General features: G+C 73.1%; 14 protein-coding genes. 7 read left to right on the top strand and 7 right to left on the bottom strand.

What is annotated here, in order from left to right:
• Positions 1-87: 87 nt before the first annotated feature.
• Entirely contained in the window at positions 88-1041 is a 954-nt protein-coding gene (locus A3IC_RS54685; RefSeq protein WP_020550963.1) for a D-alanyl-D-alanine carboxypeptidase family protein, read from the bottom strand.
• Between the two features lie 122 nt (positions 1042-1163).
• On the opposite strand from A3IC_RS54685, the gene A3IC_RS0115530 reads away from it, so the two are divergent.
• From A3IC_RS0115530 to A3IC_RS0115515, 4 genes are all read left to right on the top strand, one after another.
• Positions 1164-1844 carry a response regulator transcription factor gene (locus A3IC_RS0115530; RefSeq protein ID WP_020550962.1) on the top strand — a complete coding sequence of 227 codons (681 nt, stop codon included), beginning with the start codon at positions 1164-1166 and terminating at the stop codon, positions 1842-1844.
• The gene (locus tag A3IC_RS71045) at positions 1841-3307 is read left to right on the top strand and encodes an ATP-binding protein (RefSeq protein WP_020550961.1); all 1467 of its coding nucleotides are present in this window, start codon (positions 1841-1843) and stop codon (positions 3305-3307) included. The genes A3IC_RS0115530 and A3IC_RS71045 overlap by 4 nt, the downstream gene beginning before the upstream one ends.
• Positions 3304-3822 carry a GerMN domain-containing protein gene (locus tag A3IC_RS62345; RefSeq protein ID WP_020550960.1) on the top strand — a complete coding sequence of 173 codons (519 nt, stop codon included), beginning with the start codon at positions 3304-3306 and terminating at the stop codon, positions 3820-3822. The genes A3IC_RS71045 and A3IC_RS62345 overlap by 4 nt, the downstream gene beginning before the upstream one ends.
• Before the next feature lie 323 nt (positions 3823-4145).
• Positions 4146-6326, top strand: coding sequence for an acyl-CoA dehydrogenase family protein (locus A3IC_RS0115515; RefSeq protein WP_020550959.1), 2181 nt, complete (start codon positions 4146-4148; stop codon positions 6324-6326).
• On the opposite strand, the gene A3IC_RS54675 is transcribed toward A3IC_RS0115515, so the two are convergent.
• The 3 genes from A3IC_RS54675 to A3IC_RS0115500 form a co-directional block, all read right to left on the bottom strand.
• On the bottom strand, positions 6243-9062 hold the full coding sequence (locus A3IC_RS54675; RefSeq protein ID WP_158695961.1) for an AAA family ATPase: 2820 nt from the start codon (positions 9060-9062) through the stop codon (positions 6243-6245). The genes A3IC_RS0115515 and A3IC_RS54675 overlap by 84 nt on opposite strands.
• 346 nt (positions 9063-9408) lie before the next feature.
• Complete coding sequence (locus A3IC_RS68690; protein WP_020550957.1) at positions 9409-9618, bottom strand: hypothetical protein; 210 nt, start codon at positions 9616-9618, stop codon at positions 9409-9411.
• Between the two features lie 74 nt (positions 9619-9692).
• Positions 9693-10313: a TetR/AcrR family transcriptional regulator gene (locus A3IC_RS0115500; RefSeq protein ID WP_020550956.1), complete on the bottom strand. Its 621-nt coding sequence runs from the start codon at positions 10311-10313 to the stop codon at positions 9693-9695.
• 70 nt (positions 10314-10383) lie between these two features.
• Here A3IC_RS0115500 and A3IC_RS0115495 point away from each other — a divergent pair, with 70 nt between their 5' ends.
• Complete coding sequence (locus A3IC_RS0115495) at positions 10384-11277, top strand: NADP-dependent oxidoreductase (protein WP_020550955.1); 894 nt, start codon at positions 10384-10386, stop codon at positions 11275-11277.
• 205 nt (positions 11278-11482) lie between these two features.
• Here the strand turns inward: A3IC_RS0115495 and A3IC_RS0115490 are convergent, their stop codons facing one another.
• Positions 11483-11923, bottom strand: a complete 441-nt coding sequence (locus tag A3IC_RS0115490; protein ID WP_020550954.1) for a VOC family protein — start codon at positions 11921-11923, stop codon at positions 11483-11485.
• A gap of 131 nt (positions 11924-12054) precedes the next feature.
• Here A3IC_RS0115490 and A3IC_RS0115485 point away from each other — a divergent pair, with 131 nt between their 5' ends.
• Entirely contained in the window at positions 12055-12942 is an 888-nt protein-coding gene (locus A3IC_RS0115485) for a polysaccharide deacetylase family protein (RefSeq protein ID WP_040876692.1), read from the top strand.
• 112 nt (positions 12943-13054) lie between these two features.
• Here A3IC_RS0115485 and A3IC_RS54670 read toward each other — a convergent pair whose 3' ends face one another.
• Both A3IC_RS54670 and A3IC_RS0115475 read right to left on the bottom strand, forming a co-directional pair.
• A complete protein-coding gene (locus A3IC_RS54670) occupies positions 13055-13774 on the bottom strand; it encodes a response regulator (protein WP_020550952.1) in 720 nt (239 codons plus the stop codon).
• Entirely contained in the window at positions 13771-15405 is a 1635-nt protein-coding gene (locus A3IC_RS0115475) for a sensor histidine kinase (RefSeq protein ID WP_020550951.1), read from the bottom strand. The genes A3IC_RS54670 and A3IC_RS0115475 overlap by 4 nt, the downstream gene beginning before the upstream one ends.
• 271 nt (positions 15406-15676) lie before the next feature.
• Between A3IC_RS0115475 and dctA the strand changes: the two genes are divergently transcribed.
• Positions 15677-17104 carry a C4-dicarboxylate transporter DctA gene (dctA, locus tag A3IC_RS0115470; RefSeq protein ID WP_020550950.1) on the top strand — a complete coding sequence of 476 codons (1428 nt, stop codon included), beginning with the start codon at positions 15677-15679 and terminating at the stop codon, positions 17102-17104.
• Positions 17105-17546: the final 442 nt, after the last annotated feature.

Raw genomic sequence — 17546 nt, 5'->3', positions numbered from 1 at the left:
GCTCGTCGGGGCCGGCCGCCGGCCGAATCCCCGGTCACTGTAGGAGTCGACCGCACACCGGGCCATCGAATTTCGCCCGCCGACCGGTCACGGGGTGCCGATCGAGCGGATCAGGGTTTCGCTCGCGTCGATCGCGGCGGCGGCGGTGTTGCCCTTGCGCTGGGCCATGACCGCGGCGACCACCAGTTGCGGCCGGCCGTCGACGCGGCGCTCGGCGGCGAAGACCAGGTTGCCGCCGGCCGGGGTGGTGAAGCCGGTCTTGCCGGCGAGTACGCCCTCGCGACCGAGCAGGGTGTTGCTGTTGGATTTGGCGATCCGCGCGGAGTCGGTGTAGCTGCGGGCGCCGGCGACCGAGGCGAAGGCGGGTTCGCGCATCGCGACGGTGAACAGCTTGACCTGGTCGGCGGCGGTGCTCACGGTGGCGCGGTCGAAGCCGCTGGGGTCGGTGTAGACGGTGTCGCGCATGCCCAACTCCTTGGCCGTGCGGTTCATCCGGGCGACGAAGCTCGCCTCGTCGCCGGCCACCCAGCGGGCGATCTCGTGGGCGACATTGCTCGCCGAGACGACCATCAGCGCCTCCAGGGCCCGACGCTCGGTGAAGGGCTCGCCCGACCTGACCGGGGTCAGACTCTCGAACCGGCGCAGCCGCTCCGGGTAGCGGTTCGCCTCCTCGGCCGAGATGGTGAACGTCGGCCCCGGTAGGTCCGGTGCGAGCGGCTTGGCCTTGAGGAACAGGTAGGCGGTCATCACCTTGGCCAGGCTCGCGGTCGGCGTCGGCTTGGCCGAGCCCGAGGCGACCGGCTCCCGGGCTCCGTCGACCGTCACGGCCGCCTGACCGTCCTCGGGCCACGTGGGGGTGAGCGTGACGGGTACGTCGAGCCGTCCCGCGAGGGTGGACATCGTCACCGGCACCGACGGCGGGCCGCTTCGACCGGAGTCGTCCGCACAGCCGGCGACGAGGGCCAGCAGCGCGGCGACGGTGAGTGCGATCGCACCCGAGGATCGGCGGCGGTGGACGGGAAGCGCAGGGTGTGTGGTCATGGCCTCGACCCTGACGAGCGCGGATGACCGCATTCGGCCGGGAAGAAGACCGTTCTGTCACAACCGGCCCGATCGCCGCCGCGAAACGCGTTCGCCGCCGGGGGCTGTTCGATACTGAACCAATGGTTCGTGTGCTCCTGATCGAAGACGACCCCGCCGTGGCCGAGGGTCTGGCCATCGGCCTGCGCCGGCAGGGCCACGCGACCGACGTGCGGCACACCGGCGAGGACGGCCTCGCGGGAGTGGCCGCATTCGATCCCGACCTCATCGTGCTGGACCTGATGTTGCCCGGTATCGACGGCTTCGAGGTGTGCCGGCGCATCCGCCGGGCGGGCAACCTGCCGGTGATCATGCTCACCGCGCGCAACGAGGACATGGACGTCGTGCTCGGCCTGGAGGCGGGCGCCGACGACTACGTGGTGAAACCGGTGCAGGCGCGCGTCCTGGAGGCTCGCATCCGTGCGGTGCTGCGCCGCACCGAGTCGGCGGCGCCGGCCGGGCGCCGCGAGGTACACGGCGAGCTGACCCTGGATCGCACCGCGCTCACCGTGCTCAAGGCCGGCCGGCCGATCGCCCTCGCGCCCTCCGAATTGCGGCTCCTGCTCGCCCTGTCCGCCTCTCCCGGCCAGGTGTTCAGCCGGGGGCAACTCCTGGAGTCGGTATGGGAGCACCCCTACCTCGGGGACAGCCGGCTGGTCGACGCGTGCGTCAAACGTCTGCGGATCAAGATCGAGGAACCGGACCGGCCGGCCCGCTACATCCAGACCGTGCGCGGCTTCGGCTACCGGTTCGGGCCGCTGTGACCGGGCCGCTCGCCCGGCTGCGCGGGTTGCGGGTGCGGCTGGCCTCGGCCTGCCTGCTCGTCGCCGCGTTCGCCGCGCTCGCGACCGCCGCGTTGACCTATCGGGAGGCCCGTACCGCGATGTTGCAACGCGCCCAGGACTCGGTGGTGCGCTCGGTGCGCGACCGGGTCGAGGCGGTCGCGCCATCGGTGCCGTTCCCACCGGACCAGGCCGCGCTGGAGCGGATCGTCGCCCTGGTGGACACGCGAGGCAACACCGACCACTGGATCGTCGCGGCCGGCTACCGCGATCTTTGGGCGACGACCGACCGCGTGCTGACGCCCGACGCGATTCCGACCGCGCTGCGCACCACCGCCGACGAGGTCACCGCGTTCCAGCGAGTGGAGCGCGAGGGCGTGATCTGGCTCGCCGTCGGCGTGCCGGTCACCTTCGCCAAGCCGCTCAACGGAGTTCTGTCCGGAGTGCAGGTCTACGTGCTCACCCCGATGCGCGCCCAGATGCAGGAGGAGGCGGCACTGGTCCGGGCAGCGCGCAAGGGCGCGATCCCGGCGGTCCTGCTCGCGCTGGTCCTGGCGCTGGTGGTGGCCGGCGGGGTGCTGCGCCCGGTCCGAGCCCTGCAACGGGCCACCCGGCGGCTGGCCCAGGGCCGTCTGGACACCCGGCTCCAGGTCAAGGGTGGGGACGAACTCGCCGATCTGGCGCGCGACTTCAACCACACGGCGGCGGCCCTGGAACAGCACGAGGCGCGGCTGCGCACGATGGAGGCCCGGGCGCGCGGCTTTGCGGCCGACGTCTCGCACGAACTGCGCACCCCGCTCGCGGCGATGGCCGCCGTGATAAACGTGCTCGACGAGGACGCCGCCGCCGAGCACCTGGATCCGGACACGGCCGCCGCGCTGCGTCTGGTCTCCGCGGAGACCGGCAAGCTCACCCGACTGGTCGACGACCTGATGGAGATCTCCCGCTTCGACGCCGGTGCCGCCGCGCTGCACGTGGACGAACTCGACGTGGCGGAGGCGGTGCGTCGCTGCCTGGCCGCCCGATCCTGGTCGGGAGCGGTGACCACCCACCTCCCGGAGGGGATCCGGGCCGAGGTCGACCCCAGGCGCTTCGACGTGGTGGTGGCCAATCTGGTGGGCAACGCGCTGCGGCACGGCGCACCGCCGGTCGAGGTCGGCCTGGGCACCGAGCGACGGGCGGACGGCGTGTGGATCGTGCTGCGCGTCGCCGACCGCGGCCCCGGCCTGGCCGCCGACACCCTGCACCGGGTCTTCGAGCGTTTCTACAAGGCCGACTCGGCCCGGGCCCGCTCCGTGGGCAGCGGACTGGGCATGGCGATCACGCTGGAGAACGTGCGGCTGCACGACGGACACATCCGAGCGGCGAACCGATCCGACGGTGGCGCGGTGTTCACCGTCGAGTTGCCCCGGTACGCCCGGATCGAAGTCACGGAGGACGCATGACCACCGCCCGGTATCGGCTGCCGCTCGCGACGGTCGCGCTGCTCGCGGTCGGCGCCGGCTGCGGGATTCCCACCACCGGGCCGGTGGAGGCCGGCGTGCCCGCCGAGGGCATCGTCTCGCCCGCCGCGACGGGGCAGCCCGGCAGCCTGTACGTCTACCTGGTGCTCAACCACCGGATTCGACCCGCCCTGCGCACCTCGCTCGCCGGTGTCACCCCGCAGGCGGCGATCAACCTGCTCCTCGCGGGGCCGAGTTGGGAGGAGGCCCGAAGCGGGGTGACCACTGCCCTCCCGCCGAACATCGGTCCCGCGAAGGTGAGTGTCCAGGGCGTCAGCATTCGGATCGACCTGGCGGGCGCCGCTCCGCTCACCGGGCTCGCCCTCAACCAATTGGTGTGCACGGCCTCGACGGCGGGCAACCGCGACACCGCGGCCGGGCTCCCGCCGCCGGTGTCGGTGAGTACGCCCACCCAGCGCGTGCAGAACCAGTTCTGCCCCGACCCGACCGGGAACTGAGCCGGTTCCGCCGGCCGGATCGGTGCGGCTCGTCGAATTCCCGGTGGATCGGGGCCCAGGCGGCGGGCGTTGCCGACCCCGGCGCGGAGTGCGGACACGCACCGGCGCGGATCGGCAACCCCAGCCCGGGTAGGGGCGGCAGTCAGGGGTTCCGCCGTCGATCCCGGGTTCATACGCTGGCGGGGCCAACCGGTTGACCGCCGCATCGTCGCGCCCGTCGACCCGGCGATTCCCGGACGGGTCAGGGGCGTTGCCCACACCGCCGGAGCACATCCGCAGGGCCCGACGCGCGTTCGGGACGCACCGCCGAAGGGAGCCACGACATGGACGTGTCACGCCGGGACGAGGTCGCGGAGTTCACCGCGAACGCGGCGGCCCTGATCACCCGACACTGGGGCCGGGCCGACGCCGCGCCCACCGGGGACCTGGACCGGCTGTGGGATGTCGGCGCCGTGCACGGCTGGTTCGACCTGGGCGACACCGACGCCCTGGTCGCGGCGATCGCCCTGGTCCGCGCGCTCGGGCGGGCCGCGTGCCCGCTGCCGGTGCTGGACGCCTTCGTCGCGGCCCGGCTGTTCGCGGCGAACACCGGCCTGGCCGGCGCGATCGGCGACGGCGGCATCCGGGTGGTGACCGCGTTGCCGGGCGTCCCGGGCGAGGCCGACGTGGGCGCCGACTGCCTGATCGAGGCCGGCGACGCGGCCACCCACGTGTTGCGACTGCCGTTCGGCGGGGGCCCGGTGGGGCTGTACCGGATCCTCGCGGCGGAACCGGTCGAGGGCCTGGCCGTGCCGAAGTGGTCCCGGGCCCGACTGGGGGCGGCACTCGCGTACGGCGCGATCTCGGCGGACCGGGTCGACCGGATGGTGACCCTGCTGCGCCTGGGCCTGGCCGTGCGCGCGTTCGGCGCCGCCGAGCGGGCCGCGGCATCCGAACCCGCCGGAGCCGGTATCGGGTGCGGCGCCCGGGTCGGCGCGTTCGCCGCGGGCCGGCCGCGAGCCGAGCACGGCCGGATCGAACTCGACGCGGGCGACCTGCTGATCACCGACGCGGTCCGGCGCTACGCCGAGGGCGGCCCCGACTGGGTGCTCGCCGCCGAACTGGCCGTCGCGCACGTGCGCCGGGTCGCCCCGCGCGTGCGCGTGGATGTCCGCCGGCCGCCGCCCTCGGCCGGCTGCTCCGACGAGCACGAGGCGCCCTGGCTGTTCCGCCGGGTCCACGCCGACCTGGCCTGTCTGGGAGCGTTCGGCGCGCCCGGCGGCGAGGTTGCCGATCGCCTGCTGGAGGCCGACCCGAACCCCGACCCCGACGCCGGGATCGGGCTGCCCGAACTGCGACTGGGGCCGGACGGCGACGCCCTGCGCGAGGCGGTTCGCAAGGCGCTCGCGGGCCGTCCGAGACCGCGACCGGCGGCGGCCGGGGAGCACGCCGACGACCCGGCAACCGTGGCCGAGTTCGCCGAGCACGGCTGGTTCGCCCTGGACTGGTCCGCCGCGCACGGCGGCAGCGGCGGCACGCCCGCCGAGCGGTTCGCGCTGCGCCAGGAGGTCTGCCGGCATCGGTTGCCGGTCGCCGACGCACTGGCCTGCGCCGCCGTGTTCGGCGCGGCGATCGCCCGGCACGGCACACCCGAGCAACGCGAGCGGCTGCTGCCCGGGATCCGCCGCGGCACGCTGCGCATCGCGCCCGCCTACCGGACCGCGCGGGCCGACTTCGACCCGGCCGCGGTGCGGGTGCGCGCGGCGCGGGCCGACGGCGATCGAGGCGATTGGATCCTCACCGGCGACCGGTTGTGGTCCGCCGACGCGCATCGGGCCCGCTACGTGTGGCTGGCGGCGCGTACCGGCCCCGACCACGAACGGCCGCAGGCCGGCCTCACCGTGTTTCTGGTGCCCGTCGAGGCGCCGGGCGTGACCGTGCGACCGCATCGATCCCCGGCGGGTGAGCGCGGTTGCGCCGTCCTGCTCGACCGGGTCCGGGTCGCGGACACGGCCAGGATCGGTGCCGTGGACGGGGGTTGGTCGGTGATCGTGGACACCTTCGCCGCCGAGTCGATCGTGGCCGGCGACGTCGCGGCCACGCTGCACCGCGGCCTGGTCGACCTGATCGGGCTGCTGCGCACGGGCCCGGAAGCGGCCTCGGCGGCGGGACCGCGTGGCTCCGCCGCGCGCGCCGGACTGACCGAACTGGCCGTGCGGGTCCAGGCGATTCGCCTGCTGGCCGCGACGGCGGCGATACCCGCACGGGCGGTCGGTGACGGCACGCCGCGCCTGCACGCACTCGCGGCCCGCGTGCTCGGCGGCGAACTGGCCGCGGACTTCGGCGCGCTGGTACTCGACCTGCTCGGCCCGGCGGCCGCACTGGGCGCGGGCACGGCGGATGCGCAGAGTGCGGGGGTGTTCGGGTCGGGGCCGCGCCGGTCAGCGGCGGACACGTTCGGCGGCACCGGCGACCTGCACCGCGGCCTGCTCGCCCGGGCGTTGGGGCTGCCGGTGCGCGTCTGAGTCGGCCGCCGCGGTCCCGGTGGCGTGCGGCTCGTCGGTGGCCCGCGGAACGGCGACGTGCGGTCCGGAGGTGGGGCGGCACCAATCCAGGTGCGACCGCAGGTGGGCGGGCAGTTGCCGACGGTTCCTGATGTCGAGCTTGCGGTAGACCCGGGTCAGGTGCTGCTCGACGGTGCTCACCGTGATGAACAACTCCTCGGAAATGCCCCGGTTGCTGTATCCGGACGCGGCCAGCGCGGCGACCCGCTTCTCCGATTCGCTCAGGTCCGCGCCCGCGCCGCCGATGTTCACCGCCGGCAGGTCGGCATACGCGTGCGCGATGGTGCGCCCGCGCGGGCGGGCGCCGCAGTCCCGGGTCAGATGCCAGACCCGGGACTGCAAGGTGGCGGCGCGGACCGGCTCGGCCAGGTCCCGATACGACTCGGCGAGGGCCTCCAGGGTGCGGGCCAACTCCAACGTGTCCTCGGATCGGCGCAGCGCCTCGACCGCCTGGGTCAGCAGCGCCGGACGTTCGGCGACGTCGACGGTCATCGCGCGCAGCCGCAGCGCCGCTCCCCGGATCCGGCCGCCACCGGGGCCGCACAGCCGCAGTTGCTCGGCCACCAGCTCCCGGGCGCGCTCGGTCTCGTCGAGCCGCAGCAGGGCCTCGGCGGCGTCGGTTCGCCAGGGCACGAAGAACGGCTGGTCCACCCCCCAGGTGTGGACCAGCCAGGCCACCTGGAGGAAGTCGGCGAGCGCGGCCCGGACCCGGTCGGTGGCCAGCAGGTACCGGCCCCGGGCGCGCAGGTAGTCGAGTCCGTGCAGGCCGGTGAACAGGTCTTTGTCGACCGGCTGGTTCACCTGGTGCGCGGCGGCCCCGTAGTCGCCCATCTCGGTGTACACGCAGATCAGGTTCGCCAGCGGGCCGCCGAAGAACAGGCTACCGGCGCGCTCGGGCACTACCGCCATTGCCTGCCGCGCGTACTTCTCCGCGTCCGGCAACCGGCCCTGGCACAGCGCCGCGCGAGCACATGCCGAGCCGAACACGGCCTGCCAGCCGGGAGCTTCGCGCCGGATCGATTCGGCGAGCAGGGCCCGGGCGTGGGCTTCCGCGCGGCTCGCGCGGTCCCGGTCGATCAGCAGGTGCAGCGCGGCGACCAGCGGTGACAGGGTCACGTCGGTCAACCCGGAGACACGCAACAGTCGTTCGGCGGCCTCGATGCGCTCGACGGGATCGGGCGACGGCGCGGCCGGGTGCGGGTGGCGCAGCCACGAGAGCGGGAGATCCGATTCGACGTGGTCGACCCACTCCGCCCGCGGGTCGGTGCGTTCCTTGAGGCGGTCGAGGACCCGGCGGGCCGCGTCGAGGCGGCCGTGCGACAACAATTGCCGGGCCAACGGGGTCATGCTCGACTCGGGCAGGTCGCCCAGTGCCAGTGCGGTCAACGGCTCGCCCAGGCAACGCTGTTCGGCGGCGTGCGGGTTGAGCCGCCCGGTGACCTCGGCGAGCCGGACGTGCGTCTGGGCGCGAACGGCCGGATCTCGGCACTGTTCGGCGGCCAGTTCGAGACAGGCGATCGCCCGGTGGGCGCGATCCTCGTCCAACGCCTCCTCGGCGGCCTCGCGCAACACGTCCACCGCCCATGGGTCGGGTGCCTGGCGTGCGGCGAGCAGATGGCCGGCGATCCGGACCGCCGGGGCGCCGTGGTGCCGCAGCACGGTGGCGGCGCGGCGGTGCAGGCCGCTGAGTTCGCCCGGATCCAGGCTGTCCAGCAGCGCGTCGCGGACCGCGGGGCGCAGGCGGTCCCCGTTCAGCAGGCCGGCGCCGGACAGCGCGCCCAGGGCCTGCGCGGTGGCGGGTGCGGTGGTGTCGGCGAGCCGACGAAGCACCTCGGCCGACGCGCCGGCGTCCAGGACGGCGGCGGCCTTGGCCACCCGCCACATGCCGGTCCCGCCGCGGCGCAGGCAGGTCAGTACGGCCCGGCCGTACGCGCCGCCGGGTGTCGGGGCGGTTGCCGGACCGGCCGCGAAACCCTGCTCCGCGATCAGTGCGCGCAGCAACAGTGGGTTTCCGCCGGTGAGTTCGTGGAACTCCCCGGCCCGCTGCGGGTCCGCGGTGCCGGGATCCCGGGTGAGCAGTTCGGCCACGCCGGCCGGGCTCAGCGGGGCCAGGCGGATCCGAACCAGGTCGGGTTGGCGCAGGAACTCGGTGTCCGACTGCGGGTCCGTCAGGGCGAAGTCGAGGGTGCGGGCGAGCAGTACGAGCACCCGGGCCCGGCCCGAATGGCGGGCCAGGTGCAGCAGGCAGCGCACCGAGGCGGCGTCGGCGTGCTGCACGTCGTCCAGGGACACCACCACCGGCTGCCGGAGCGCGACTTCGTGGACCGCGGTGGTGAATCGCCGGGCCGCGCGGGTGGTGTCCTCGTCCTCGACCAGCCGGTCCAGGGTGAGGGCCAGGTTGGCCGGTACGGCCGGGCCGTCGAGGAACTGGCGCAGGATCGCCAGGGGTCGGGCGCGGGCCGTGGCCGATCCGGTCGCGGACAGCGACACCGCGCCGATGGTCGACGCCTGCTCGCCGACCCAGCCGAGTATCTCGCTCTTGCCGCAACCCACCGCGCCGTCGACCAGGACACCGCCGCCCCGCGCGGCGGCGCATTCCCGGAGTGCCGCGCGTAACCTGCCGATTTCCGGCTCTCGTTCGATGAACTCCATGGCTATTGCGAGCCCCCAAGTGTCGCCCTGCGCACGTTCTCCCACCGGTGCATGAAACCCCGGGCCCGCCGGCCACGTCAACCATAGGTAACCGGCCATTGACCGCCAGTGACAGCGGGAAAGTTGCGCGCGCACACGAACGGGAACCGTGGCGGCGCGCGGGAGTCGGGTGGCGGGTGTCGCGAGAGCGCGGATGAGCGCGGGCTGGAACACGCGAAGGCTGCGGTGTGGCGGCGCGCTTCGGCGGGTTGCGCTCGCGCGTCGGGCCGGGTCCGGTGGATCGACCGCGTCGCCGGGGGCGTCGGTGGTGGGCGCGGGCGAGTGCCGCCCCCCGGATCCGGGGGGCGGCACTCGGGTGTGGGGGCGGGTCATTCGCGCCTGGAGGTGTCGGTCACTCGCGCGAGGCGGCCGGTTCGGTCGGGCGGTGCCGGAGCAGGGCCTGGGCCGGGAGTACGGTGCCCAGCAGGGCGATCAGGGCGCAGGCGGCGGTGATCGCGGCCAGGGTGGTCCAGGGCAGGATGAGCGGCGCGTCCTGGACGAGTCGGCCCACGGCGTGCTGCTCCGCGACGGGCTGATCGGGCTGCTCGAACGCTTCGGGCACACCGTCGTCGCGGCGGTCGCCGACGCTCGCCGCCCGCTGGGGCGCGTGTGGTTGTCGTTGCGCCGCGATTGTTGTCAGTTTGCTTGGGTTTGGCCTTCGGGCGCGCGTGGCGTGAGGCGGGGAGGGCGGGTGACGTTCCAGGCGGCCTCGATCATTTGGAAGGTCTCGTCGACCGCGGCTTCCGGGTCGGCCGCCTCGCGGGACAGTGAATAGGCGTCGATCACGAATCTTGCGATCGTGCGGCAGGCCGTTGCGGACCGGGACAGGTCGGGATCGGCGGCGATGGCGGTGGCCAGCGACTCCGCGTGGCGCAGCCGCATCGACTCCTCGTGCTCCCGCAGCGCGGGTGACGTGTCGATCATGTGCCAGATCGGGGCGGCGCCCTCGGCTGTGCAGTGACGCACCAGGGCCAGGATCTCGCGGCGCAGTGCCGGGATGAGCGGCTCGTGCGGGGCCCGGTCGGTGACCGCCCGCATGAGGCGTTGCTCGAAGTCCTCGTCCTGCTCGAACACCAGGGCCTCTTTCGAGGCGAAGTGGGCGAAGAGCGTGGTGACGGCCACGTCGGCCTCGGCGGCCACCTCGCGAATGCCCACCGCGTCGTACCCGCGTTCGAGGAAGAGCCGCAGGGCGGTGTCGGCGATCTTTTGGCGGGTCGCGGCCTTCTTTCGCTCACGGCGTCCGGGCGGCTCGGTCATGTGCTGACACTAGCAAATGCGAAGTCATAGCAGTTTCGAAAAGCTAACCGTTAGTGTTACGGTCGATCGCATGAAGAAAGTGAGCTTCGCCGAGTTCGGCGGTCCGGATGTTCTGCACCTCATCGACGCCGAGGAGCCCCACGCGGCACCCGGCTACATACGCATCGCCGTGCGGGCGGCGGGCGTGAACCCCGTCGACTGGCGGATCCGGGAAGGGCAGGTTCTGGGTGCCCATCCGACCGAGTTGCCCTCCGGAGTCGGGCTGGACGCCGCCGGGGTGGTGGACGAGGTCGGCGAGGGCGTCGAAGGGGTCGAGGTCGGGGACCGCGTGTTCGGCGAAGGATCGAGCACCTATGCCGAGTTCGCCGTGCTGTCGGCGTGGGCCCGGATGCCGGAGGGGCTGACGTTCGAAGAGGCGGCCGGGTACCCCTCGGTGGTGGAGACCGCGTTGCGCATCATCCGCGAGGTCGGTGTGCGGCCCGGGCAGACGCTGTTGGTCAGCGGTGCGTCGGGGGGAGTCGGCTCGGCGGTGTTGCAGGTCGCCCGCGATCGGGGCATCACGGTGATCGGCACGGCGGGGGCCGCGAACCAGGACTACCTGCGTGGGCTGGGCGCCATCGCGACGACGTACGGCGAGGGCTGGGTCGAGCGGGTGCGCGGGCTCGGTCGGGTCGACGCGGCGCTCGATCTGGCCGGGTCGGGGGTGATCCGTGAGCTGGTCGAGCTGACGGGGGATCCGCAGAAGGTGGTCTCCATCGCCGACCTGGATGCGCCCGAGGCCGGCGTGCGATTCTCCGGCGTAGCCGGGAGTGTGCCGGACGCACTCGCCGAGGCGGTCGGGCTCATCGCGCGAGGAAAGCTCCACATCCCCGTGGAGAAGTCGTACACGCTCGCCGACGCCGCGGCGGCGCACACCGACAGCCGGGCCGGTCACACGCGCGGACGCCGGGTCATCGTCGTCTGAGCCGCTGCCACGGATCGGGTCGCCCGGCCGATCAAGGGTGTTCGCCGGCGGCCGGGCGGAGGGTGGCGTCCCGACACCGGGCATCCAGCCCCCGGCACGCCTCCGAGCCCTGTTCGAGGCCGCACCGACTCCGTCGCGCCCCGCCGGCCGTTTTGCGGACCGCGAAGCCAAACCCCGTATCCCGATGATTGGGACCGTGTGCGGATCAGCTCGTCGCCGGGCCGGCCGCGACGCAGAACTCGTTGCCCTCGGGGTCGGCCATCACGAAGTGGTGGCCGGGGTCCTCGCGCAGGATGGTGCCGCCCGCCGCCACCAAGCGCGCGGACTCGGCCCTGATGCGCTCCCAGCGCTGCTCGGGCGAGCCGTGACCCGGCACCCGGATGTCGATGTGCAGCCGGTTCTTCACGGTCTTGGGCTCGGGCACCTTCAGGATGGACAGCCGAGGTCCCACGCCGCGCGGATCGCACAACCACGCGGCGTCGTCCACCGAGTCGCCCTCGGGCAGATCGAATTGGGCGAACCATTGTGCGCGCGTTTCGAAGGGCGCGGGCGGGGGTTCGTCGACGTAACCCAGGGCCACCTTCCAGAAATCGGCCAGGAGCGGCGCGTTCGTGCAGTCCAGGGTCAGGTCGATGCGCACAGTCATGCCGCGACCGTAACCGCCGCCGGTGACACTCGACGGCGTGCCACCCGGGTCCCGGGCAGCGGGGGCCGCGGTGATCTCCTAGGGTGAACCCGCACGGCGGTTGGCGTCGCGCGGATGTGGAGGACGGCGCGATGGACGTGGGCCGACGGGTGGTGCTGGCAGCCGCGTTGGGCGGTCTGTCGGCGGGGTGTTCGGACGCGGGGAAGTCCGCCGCGCCGACGACGTCGTCGCCACCCGCGCCGGCGGCGGCTCGCCCGGCACCGGCGGAGCCGAATCCGACGCACCCCTCGGGTCCGTCGACGGCCGCCGGTCCGACCCGGGAGGAGATCGTCGCCCGCTACGGCAGGCAGGCGCCCACGAGTTGGGGCCTGGAGGTGCCGGGATCGTTGTCCCGGCTGTCGACCACCAGGAAGGTGGCGGCGCTGACCTTCGACGCGTGCGGCGGCAAGGGCGGCGGCGAGTACGACCGGGCGCTGATCGACTTCCTGCGCGAACGGTCGGTGCCGGCGACCCTGTTCGTCAACTCCCGCTGGGTCGACGCGAATTCGGCCACGCTTCGGCAACTGGCCGCGGACCCGCTCTTCGAGATCGCCAACCACGGCACCGGGCACCTGCCGCTGTCCGTGTCCGGCCGTGCCGCCTACGGGATCGCGGGCACCAAGGATGCGGGCGAGGTCTACGACGAGATCTTCGGCAACCGGGCCAAACTCACCGAACTGCTCGGCCACCCGCCGCGGTTCTTCCGCTCCGGGACGGCCTACTGCGACGACGTCGCGGCGAAGATCGTCACCGACCTCGGCGAACGCTTCGCGAGTTTCCACGTCAACGCCGACGGCGGCGCCACCTTCAATCCGGAGCAGGTCCGCAAGGCGATGCGGGACGTCCGCCCGGGCTCGGTGGTGATCGGCCACATGAACCACCCGCGCGGCGGCACCGCCGCCGGCATCCGCCTGGCCGTGCCCGAACTCCTGCAACAGGGCTACACGTTCGTCCGCCTCTCGGACGCCCCCAAGTCCTGATCGCCGACTTCCCTCCTACCGCTGTCTTCCGTCACGCGACCCCGACCGACGGGTGTGCGCCGGGGATTGCGCTCCCGACCGAGGACGGCACGCCACATGGGGCGAAAGCGGCTCAGCCCGCTCCCGGCGGTCCGGACGTCTCCGGGTGCGGGGTGTGCCAGCGGTAGATGTACTCGGGGCGGCCCGCGCCTCCGTAGCGGGGTTCGCGGGAGACCAGGCGGCGGGCGGACAGGTGGTCCAGGTAGCGGCGCGCGGTCGGGCGGGAGATGCCGACCGCCTCGGCGATGTCGGCGGCGGAGGTCACCGCGCCGGTGCTCAGGTGCGCGACGATCGCCTCGAACGTGGCGGCGGCCAGTCCCTTGGGCAGCGGCGGCGCGTCGGAGGTGCGACGCAGCGCGGCGAACGCCTGGTCGACCTCGCGCTGCCCGGTGGCGGTCGGCGCGGTGCCGGCCTCGCCGATGTGGCGACGGTATTCGGCGTAGCCGTCCAGACGTTCGCGGAACGCGGCGAAGGAGAACGGCTTGAGCAGGTACTGCACCACGCCCAGCGACACCGCCGAGCGCACCAGCCGCAGGTCCCGGGCCGAGGTGACGGCGATGACATCGGCGTCGTGGCCCTGGCCGCGCATGGTCCGGCACACGTCGAGGCCGTGCAGGTCCGGGAGGTAGAGGTCGAGCAGGACCAGATCGACCCGTCGAGTGGACAGCAGGCGCAGCGCCTCGGCGCCGCTGCCGGTGACGCCGACCACCTCGAAGTCCGGGACGCGGCCGGTGAAGACCGCGTGTGCCTCGGCCAGGACCGGGTCGTCCTCGACGATCAGGGTGCGAATCATGCTTCCTCCCCGGGGCGTTGGGCGGGCAGTGCGGGCAATCGCACGGTGAATACCGCCCCGCCGGTGTCGCCTCGGGCGACGTCGACGGTGCCGGCATGCCTGGCCACCGTGGCCCGGACCAGTGCCAGGCCCAGGCCGCGGCCCTGGGAGCCGTAGTCCTCCTTGGTGCTCCATCCCCGCTCGAACACCCGCTTGGTGAGCGGTTCGTCGATACCGGGACCGCTGTCCGCGACCCGGAGCAGCAGACCACCCCCGGCGGCGTCCGGATCCGCGCCGACGGTGACCCGCACGGTGCGCGGCGGCGGTGCCGACACCGCCGCGTCGATCGCGTTGTCGACCAGGTTGCCCAACACGGTGACCAGGTCGCGCGGATCGAAGCGGGAGGCGAACGCGTCGAGCGGATCCGGCCCGTCGCGATCGCTCGCCGGATCCCCGGTCACGGTCAGCTGCACACCGCGTTCGGCGGCCTGCGCGTGCTTGCCGAACAGCAGAGCGGCCAGAGCGGGTTCGTGTACGGCGGCGGTGAGCTCGTCGGCCAAGTCCTGGGCGGCACTCAGTTCACCGGTGGCGAATCGGATCGCCTCCTCGCCGCGACCCAGTTCGATCAGCGCGACGATGGTGTGCAGCCGGTTCCCCGCCTCGTGCGCGGATGCGCGCAGCGCCTCGGCGAAGCCCTTGACCTGGTCGAGTTCGCCGACCAGGGCGCGCAGTTCGGTGTGGTCACGGAAGGTGGCCACCATCCGCCCGTCCCGGCCGGTGGGGCTGATGTTGACCGCGAGCGCGCGGGTGTCGCACAGGTGGATCTCGTCGGTGACCGTGCGGCCGGCGGCGAGCGTGTCGGCCAGCGTGCGGTCCAGGCCCAGCGTGCCCACATGCCGACCCTCCGGCGCGGCGGGCAGCGCGAGCAGCCGGACCGCCTCGTCGTTGGCCAGCACCAGCCGGCCGGCGGAGTCCACCACGATCAGGCCCTCACGGACGGCGTGCAGCACCGCGTCGTGGTGTTCGTACACCCGCCGCAGCTCGACCGGTCCCAGGCCCAGGGTCTGCCGGCGCAGCCGGTGGTGCACCGCGATGCTCGCCGCGCAGGCCACCGCGAGGGCGGCGGCGGCGACCGCGAGCACCAACGGGACGTCCTGGCCGACCAGCGCGTCGACGCGGCGGTTGGTGACTCCGACGGAGACCAGCGCGATCGGGCGGCCGTCGGGGCCGACGACCGGGACGACGGCGCGCACGGAGGGGCCCAGTGAGCCGGTGTAGGTCTCGGTCGAGGTCCGTCCGTGCGCCGCGGCGTCGATGTGGCCGAGGAAGGTCTTGCCGATCTTGGTCGGGTCGGGGTGGGTGAAGCGGGTGCCGTCGACGCTCATCACCACCACGAAGTCGACGCGGTTCTCCCTGCGGATCTGCTCGGCCATCGGTTGGAGCCGGGAGCTCGGGTCGGGGGCTGTCGCTGCCTCGGCGAGGCCGGGCGCGCGGGCCAGCGTGCGGGCCACGTCGAGCGCGCGCTCCCGGGCGGTCTGCTCACCGGACCGGCGTACGGCATGGACGGCGACGCCGGAGCCGGCCGCGACGAGCAGCAGGACGAGGGCGAGCTGCCACAGCAGCACCTGCCGAGCGATGCTCTGGTTGGCCATGCGCGAATTATCCCTGGGCGCCCGGGCTGTCTCGCAAGGCGTTCACTGCCCGTATTTCATCCGCTTTCCGGCGATTCGGCAGGAATTTCGTCATGCGCGTAATGCGCGTAATCACCGGCGGGCCCCGGTGCCGCGCCAGTCTACGTGCCGTAACGCGCTGTTTCGCCGATGTTTCCGCCGCCCGACCGGCGCGGTGGCCCGGCCCGGTGCCGGCTCCGGTGTCGCAGCGTTCCGTCCGCTCGACCCGACATCCCCTCCCGGGAGGCCCCTCATGTCCCAGGTCACCACAATCGACCCGGCCGCCGGCGGCGCGGCCGACCCGCCGCCGCCCGCCGATCCGCCGCCGGCGCGCCGGCCCTGGTACACGCTGCTGTACGTATGGGTCCTGGTCGGCATCCTTGCCGGCATCGTGGTCGGCGCCGCCTGGCCGCACACCGGCGAACAGTTGCGCCCACTGGGCGACACGTTCGTCAACGCGATCAAGATGATCATCACGCCGATCATCTTCGTGACCGTGGTGACCGGCATCGCGGGCGTGGACAGCCTACGCGGCGCCGGTCGGATCGGCTGGAAGTCGCTGGTCTACTTCGAGGCGCTGACCACCATCGCGCTGATCCTGGGCCTGGTCGTGATGAACGTGCTGCGCCCGGGCGACGGCGTGCACGCCGACGTCGGCTCGATGAAGGTCTCCGCGGCCGCGCAGGGCTACATCGACAAGGGCGAGGCGCAGTCCTGGTGGCACTTCCTCACCGACCTGGTGCCCAGCAGCGTGGTCGGCGCCTTCGCCGACGGCGACGTGCTCCAGGTGTTGTTCTTCGCGGTGCTCTTCGGCATCGCGATCAAGCTGGTCGGACGCCCGGCCGAGGGCATCGCGGTCGGCGTGGAGCGCACCGGCCGGGTCTTGTTCGCGGTGCTGCGCATCGTGATGTACGCGGCGCCGGTCGGCGCGTTCGGCGCGATGGCGTTCACCGTGGGCAAGTACGGGCTCGACACGTTGACCAGCCTGGGCAAACTGGTGGCGATCTTCTACGGGACGAGCCTGTTCTTCGTGATCGTGGTGCTGGGGCTGGTGATGGCCGCGATCCGGCTGAACATCCTGCACCTGTTGCGCTACATGAAGGACGAGCTGCTGATCGTGCTGGGCACCTCCTCCAGCGAGAGTGTGCTGCCCCGGGTGATCACCAAGATGGAGAACCTGGGCGTGCCGCGCCAGGTAGCCGGTCTGACGGTGCCGAGCGGGTACTCGTTCAACCTCGACGGGACCTGCATCTATCTGACGCTGGCCGCGCTGTACGTCGCGCAGGCCACCGACACACCGCTGTCCATGGGGCAACAACTGAGCCTGGTCGCGGTGTTGTTGCTGACCTCCAAGGGCGCGGCGGGAGTGACCGGCTCGGGGTTCATCGTGCTGGCCGCGACGTTGTCCACGGTCGGGCACGTCCCGGTGGCCGGGATCATGCTGGTGTTCGGCATCGACAAGTTCATGAGCGAGTGCCGCGCGCTGACCAACGTGTGCGGGAACAGCGTGGCGAGTCTGGTGGTGGCCTCCTGGGAGGGCGTGCTGGACCGAAATCGGGCCCGCAAGGTGCTGGCGGGCGAACCCGTCGCCCCCCTCGACGAAGTCACCACGCTCACACCCGCCCCAGCGGCCGCCCGGGTATCCATCACCAAGCCCGCCCCAGTGGCAACGCCCCACTGAACACACGAACCCCGCCACCCGCGACCCCCCGAAGGCCGGCCACGGGTGGCGGGCACCCCCGCCCCCAACACGCGAAGCGACCCAGCCACAGCCCCAAACAACAAACCCACCCCCGCCGCCCCCACCCCCCGGCGCGTGAGCGCCCCCGACCCACCCCACCCCCAGCGATCGACGCGCGAAGCGCGGAGAGCGGCGGAGCCGCAAAACTTGGACTTCGTGACCCGGAGCGAAGCGGAGGGACACGAAGTCCCGAGCGAGGGGCCGCCTTTTTCTCGGAGGAGCGAAGCGGGGGAGAGAAAAAGGCGGTGCCTCGCGAGCCGGCGCCGAAGGCGCCCAACAAAAAGCAACGCTGCTCCCGCGACTTCGTCCCCCCGCGCTCGCTGCTCCCGCGACTTCGTCCCCCCGCGCTCGCTGCTCCCGCGACTTCGTCCCCCCGCGCTCG

Origin of the sequence: Embleya scabrispora DSM 41855 (assembly GCF_000372745.1) — a bacterium.
Classification (GTDB): domain Bacteria; phylum Actinomycetota; class Actinomycetes; order Streptomycetales; family Streptomycetaceae; genus Embleya; species Embleya scabrispora.
The sequence above is the reverse complement of the archived record's forward strand: the minus strand, read 5'-3'. Positions and strand labels throughout refer to the sequence as shown.

Bases quoted from the DNA above. Each gene is read 5' to 3' on its own strand.
- A3IC_RS0115485 (WP_040876692.1), top strand. From the start codon at position 12,055: ATGGACGTGGGCCGACGGGTGGTGCTGGCAGCCGCGTTGGGCGGTCTG.
- dctA (WP_020550950.1), top strand. From the start codon at position 15,677: ATGTCCCAGGTCACCACAATCGACCCGGCCGCCGGCGGCGCGGCCGAC.
- A3IC_RS62345 (WP_020550960.1), top strand. From the start codon at position 3,304: ATGACCACCGCCCGGTATCGGCTGCCGCTCGCGACGGTCGCGCTGCTC.
- A3IC_RS0115475 (WP_020550951.1), bottom strand. From the start codon at position 15,405: ATGGCCAACCAGAGCATCGCTCGGCAGGTGCTGCTGTGGCAGCTCGCC.
- A3IC_RS0115490 (WP_020550954.1), bottom strand. From the start codon at position 11,923: ATGACTGTGCGCATCGACCTGACCCTGGACTGCACGAACGCGCCGCTC.
- A3IC_RS0115495 (WP_020550955.1), top strand. From the start codon at position 10,384: ATGAAGAAAGTGAGCTTCGCCGAGTTCGGCGGTCCGGATGTTCTGCAC.
- A3IC_RS0115515 (WP_020550959.1), top strand. From the start codon at position 4,146: ATGGACGTGTCACGCCGGGACGAGGTCGCGGAGTTCACCGCGAACGCG.
- A3IC_RS54685 (WP_020550963.1), bottom strand. From the start codon at position 1,041: ATGACCACACACCCTGCGCTTCCCGTCCACCGCCGCCGATCCTCGGGT.
- A3IC_RS54670 (WP_020550952.1), bottom strand. From the start codon at position 13,774: ATGATTCGCACCCTGATCGTCGAGGACGACCCGGTCCTGGCCGAGGCA.
- A3IC_RS0115500 (WP_020550956.1), bottom strand. From the start codon at position 10,313: ATGACCGAGCCGCCCGGACGCCGTGAGCGAAAGAAGGCCGCGACCCGC.
- A3IC_RS0115530 (WP_020550962.1), top strand. From the start codon at position 1,164: ATGGTTCGTGTGCTCCTGATCGAAGACGACCCCGCCGTGGCCGAGGGT.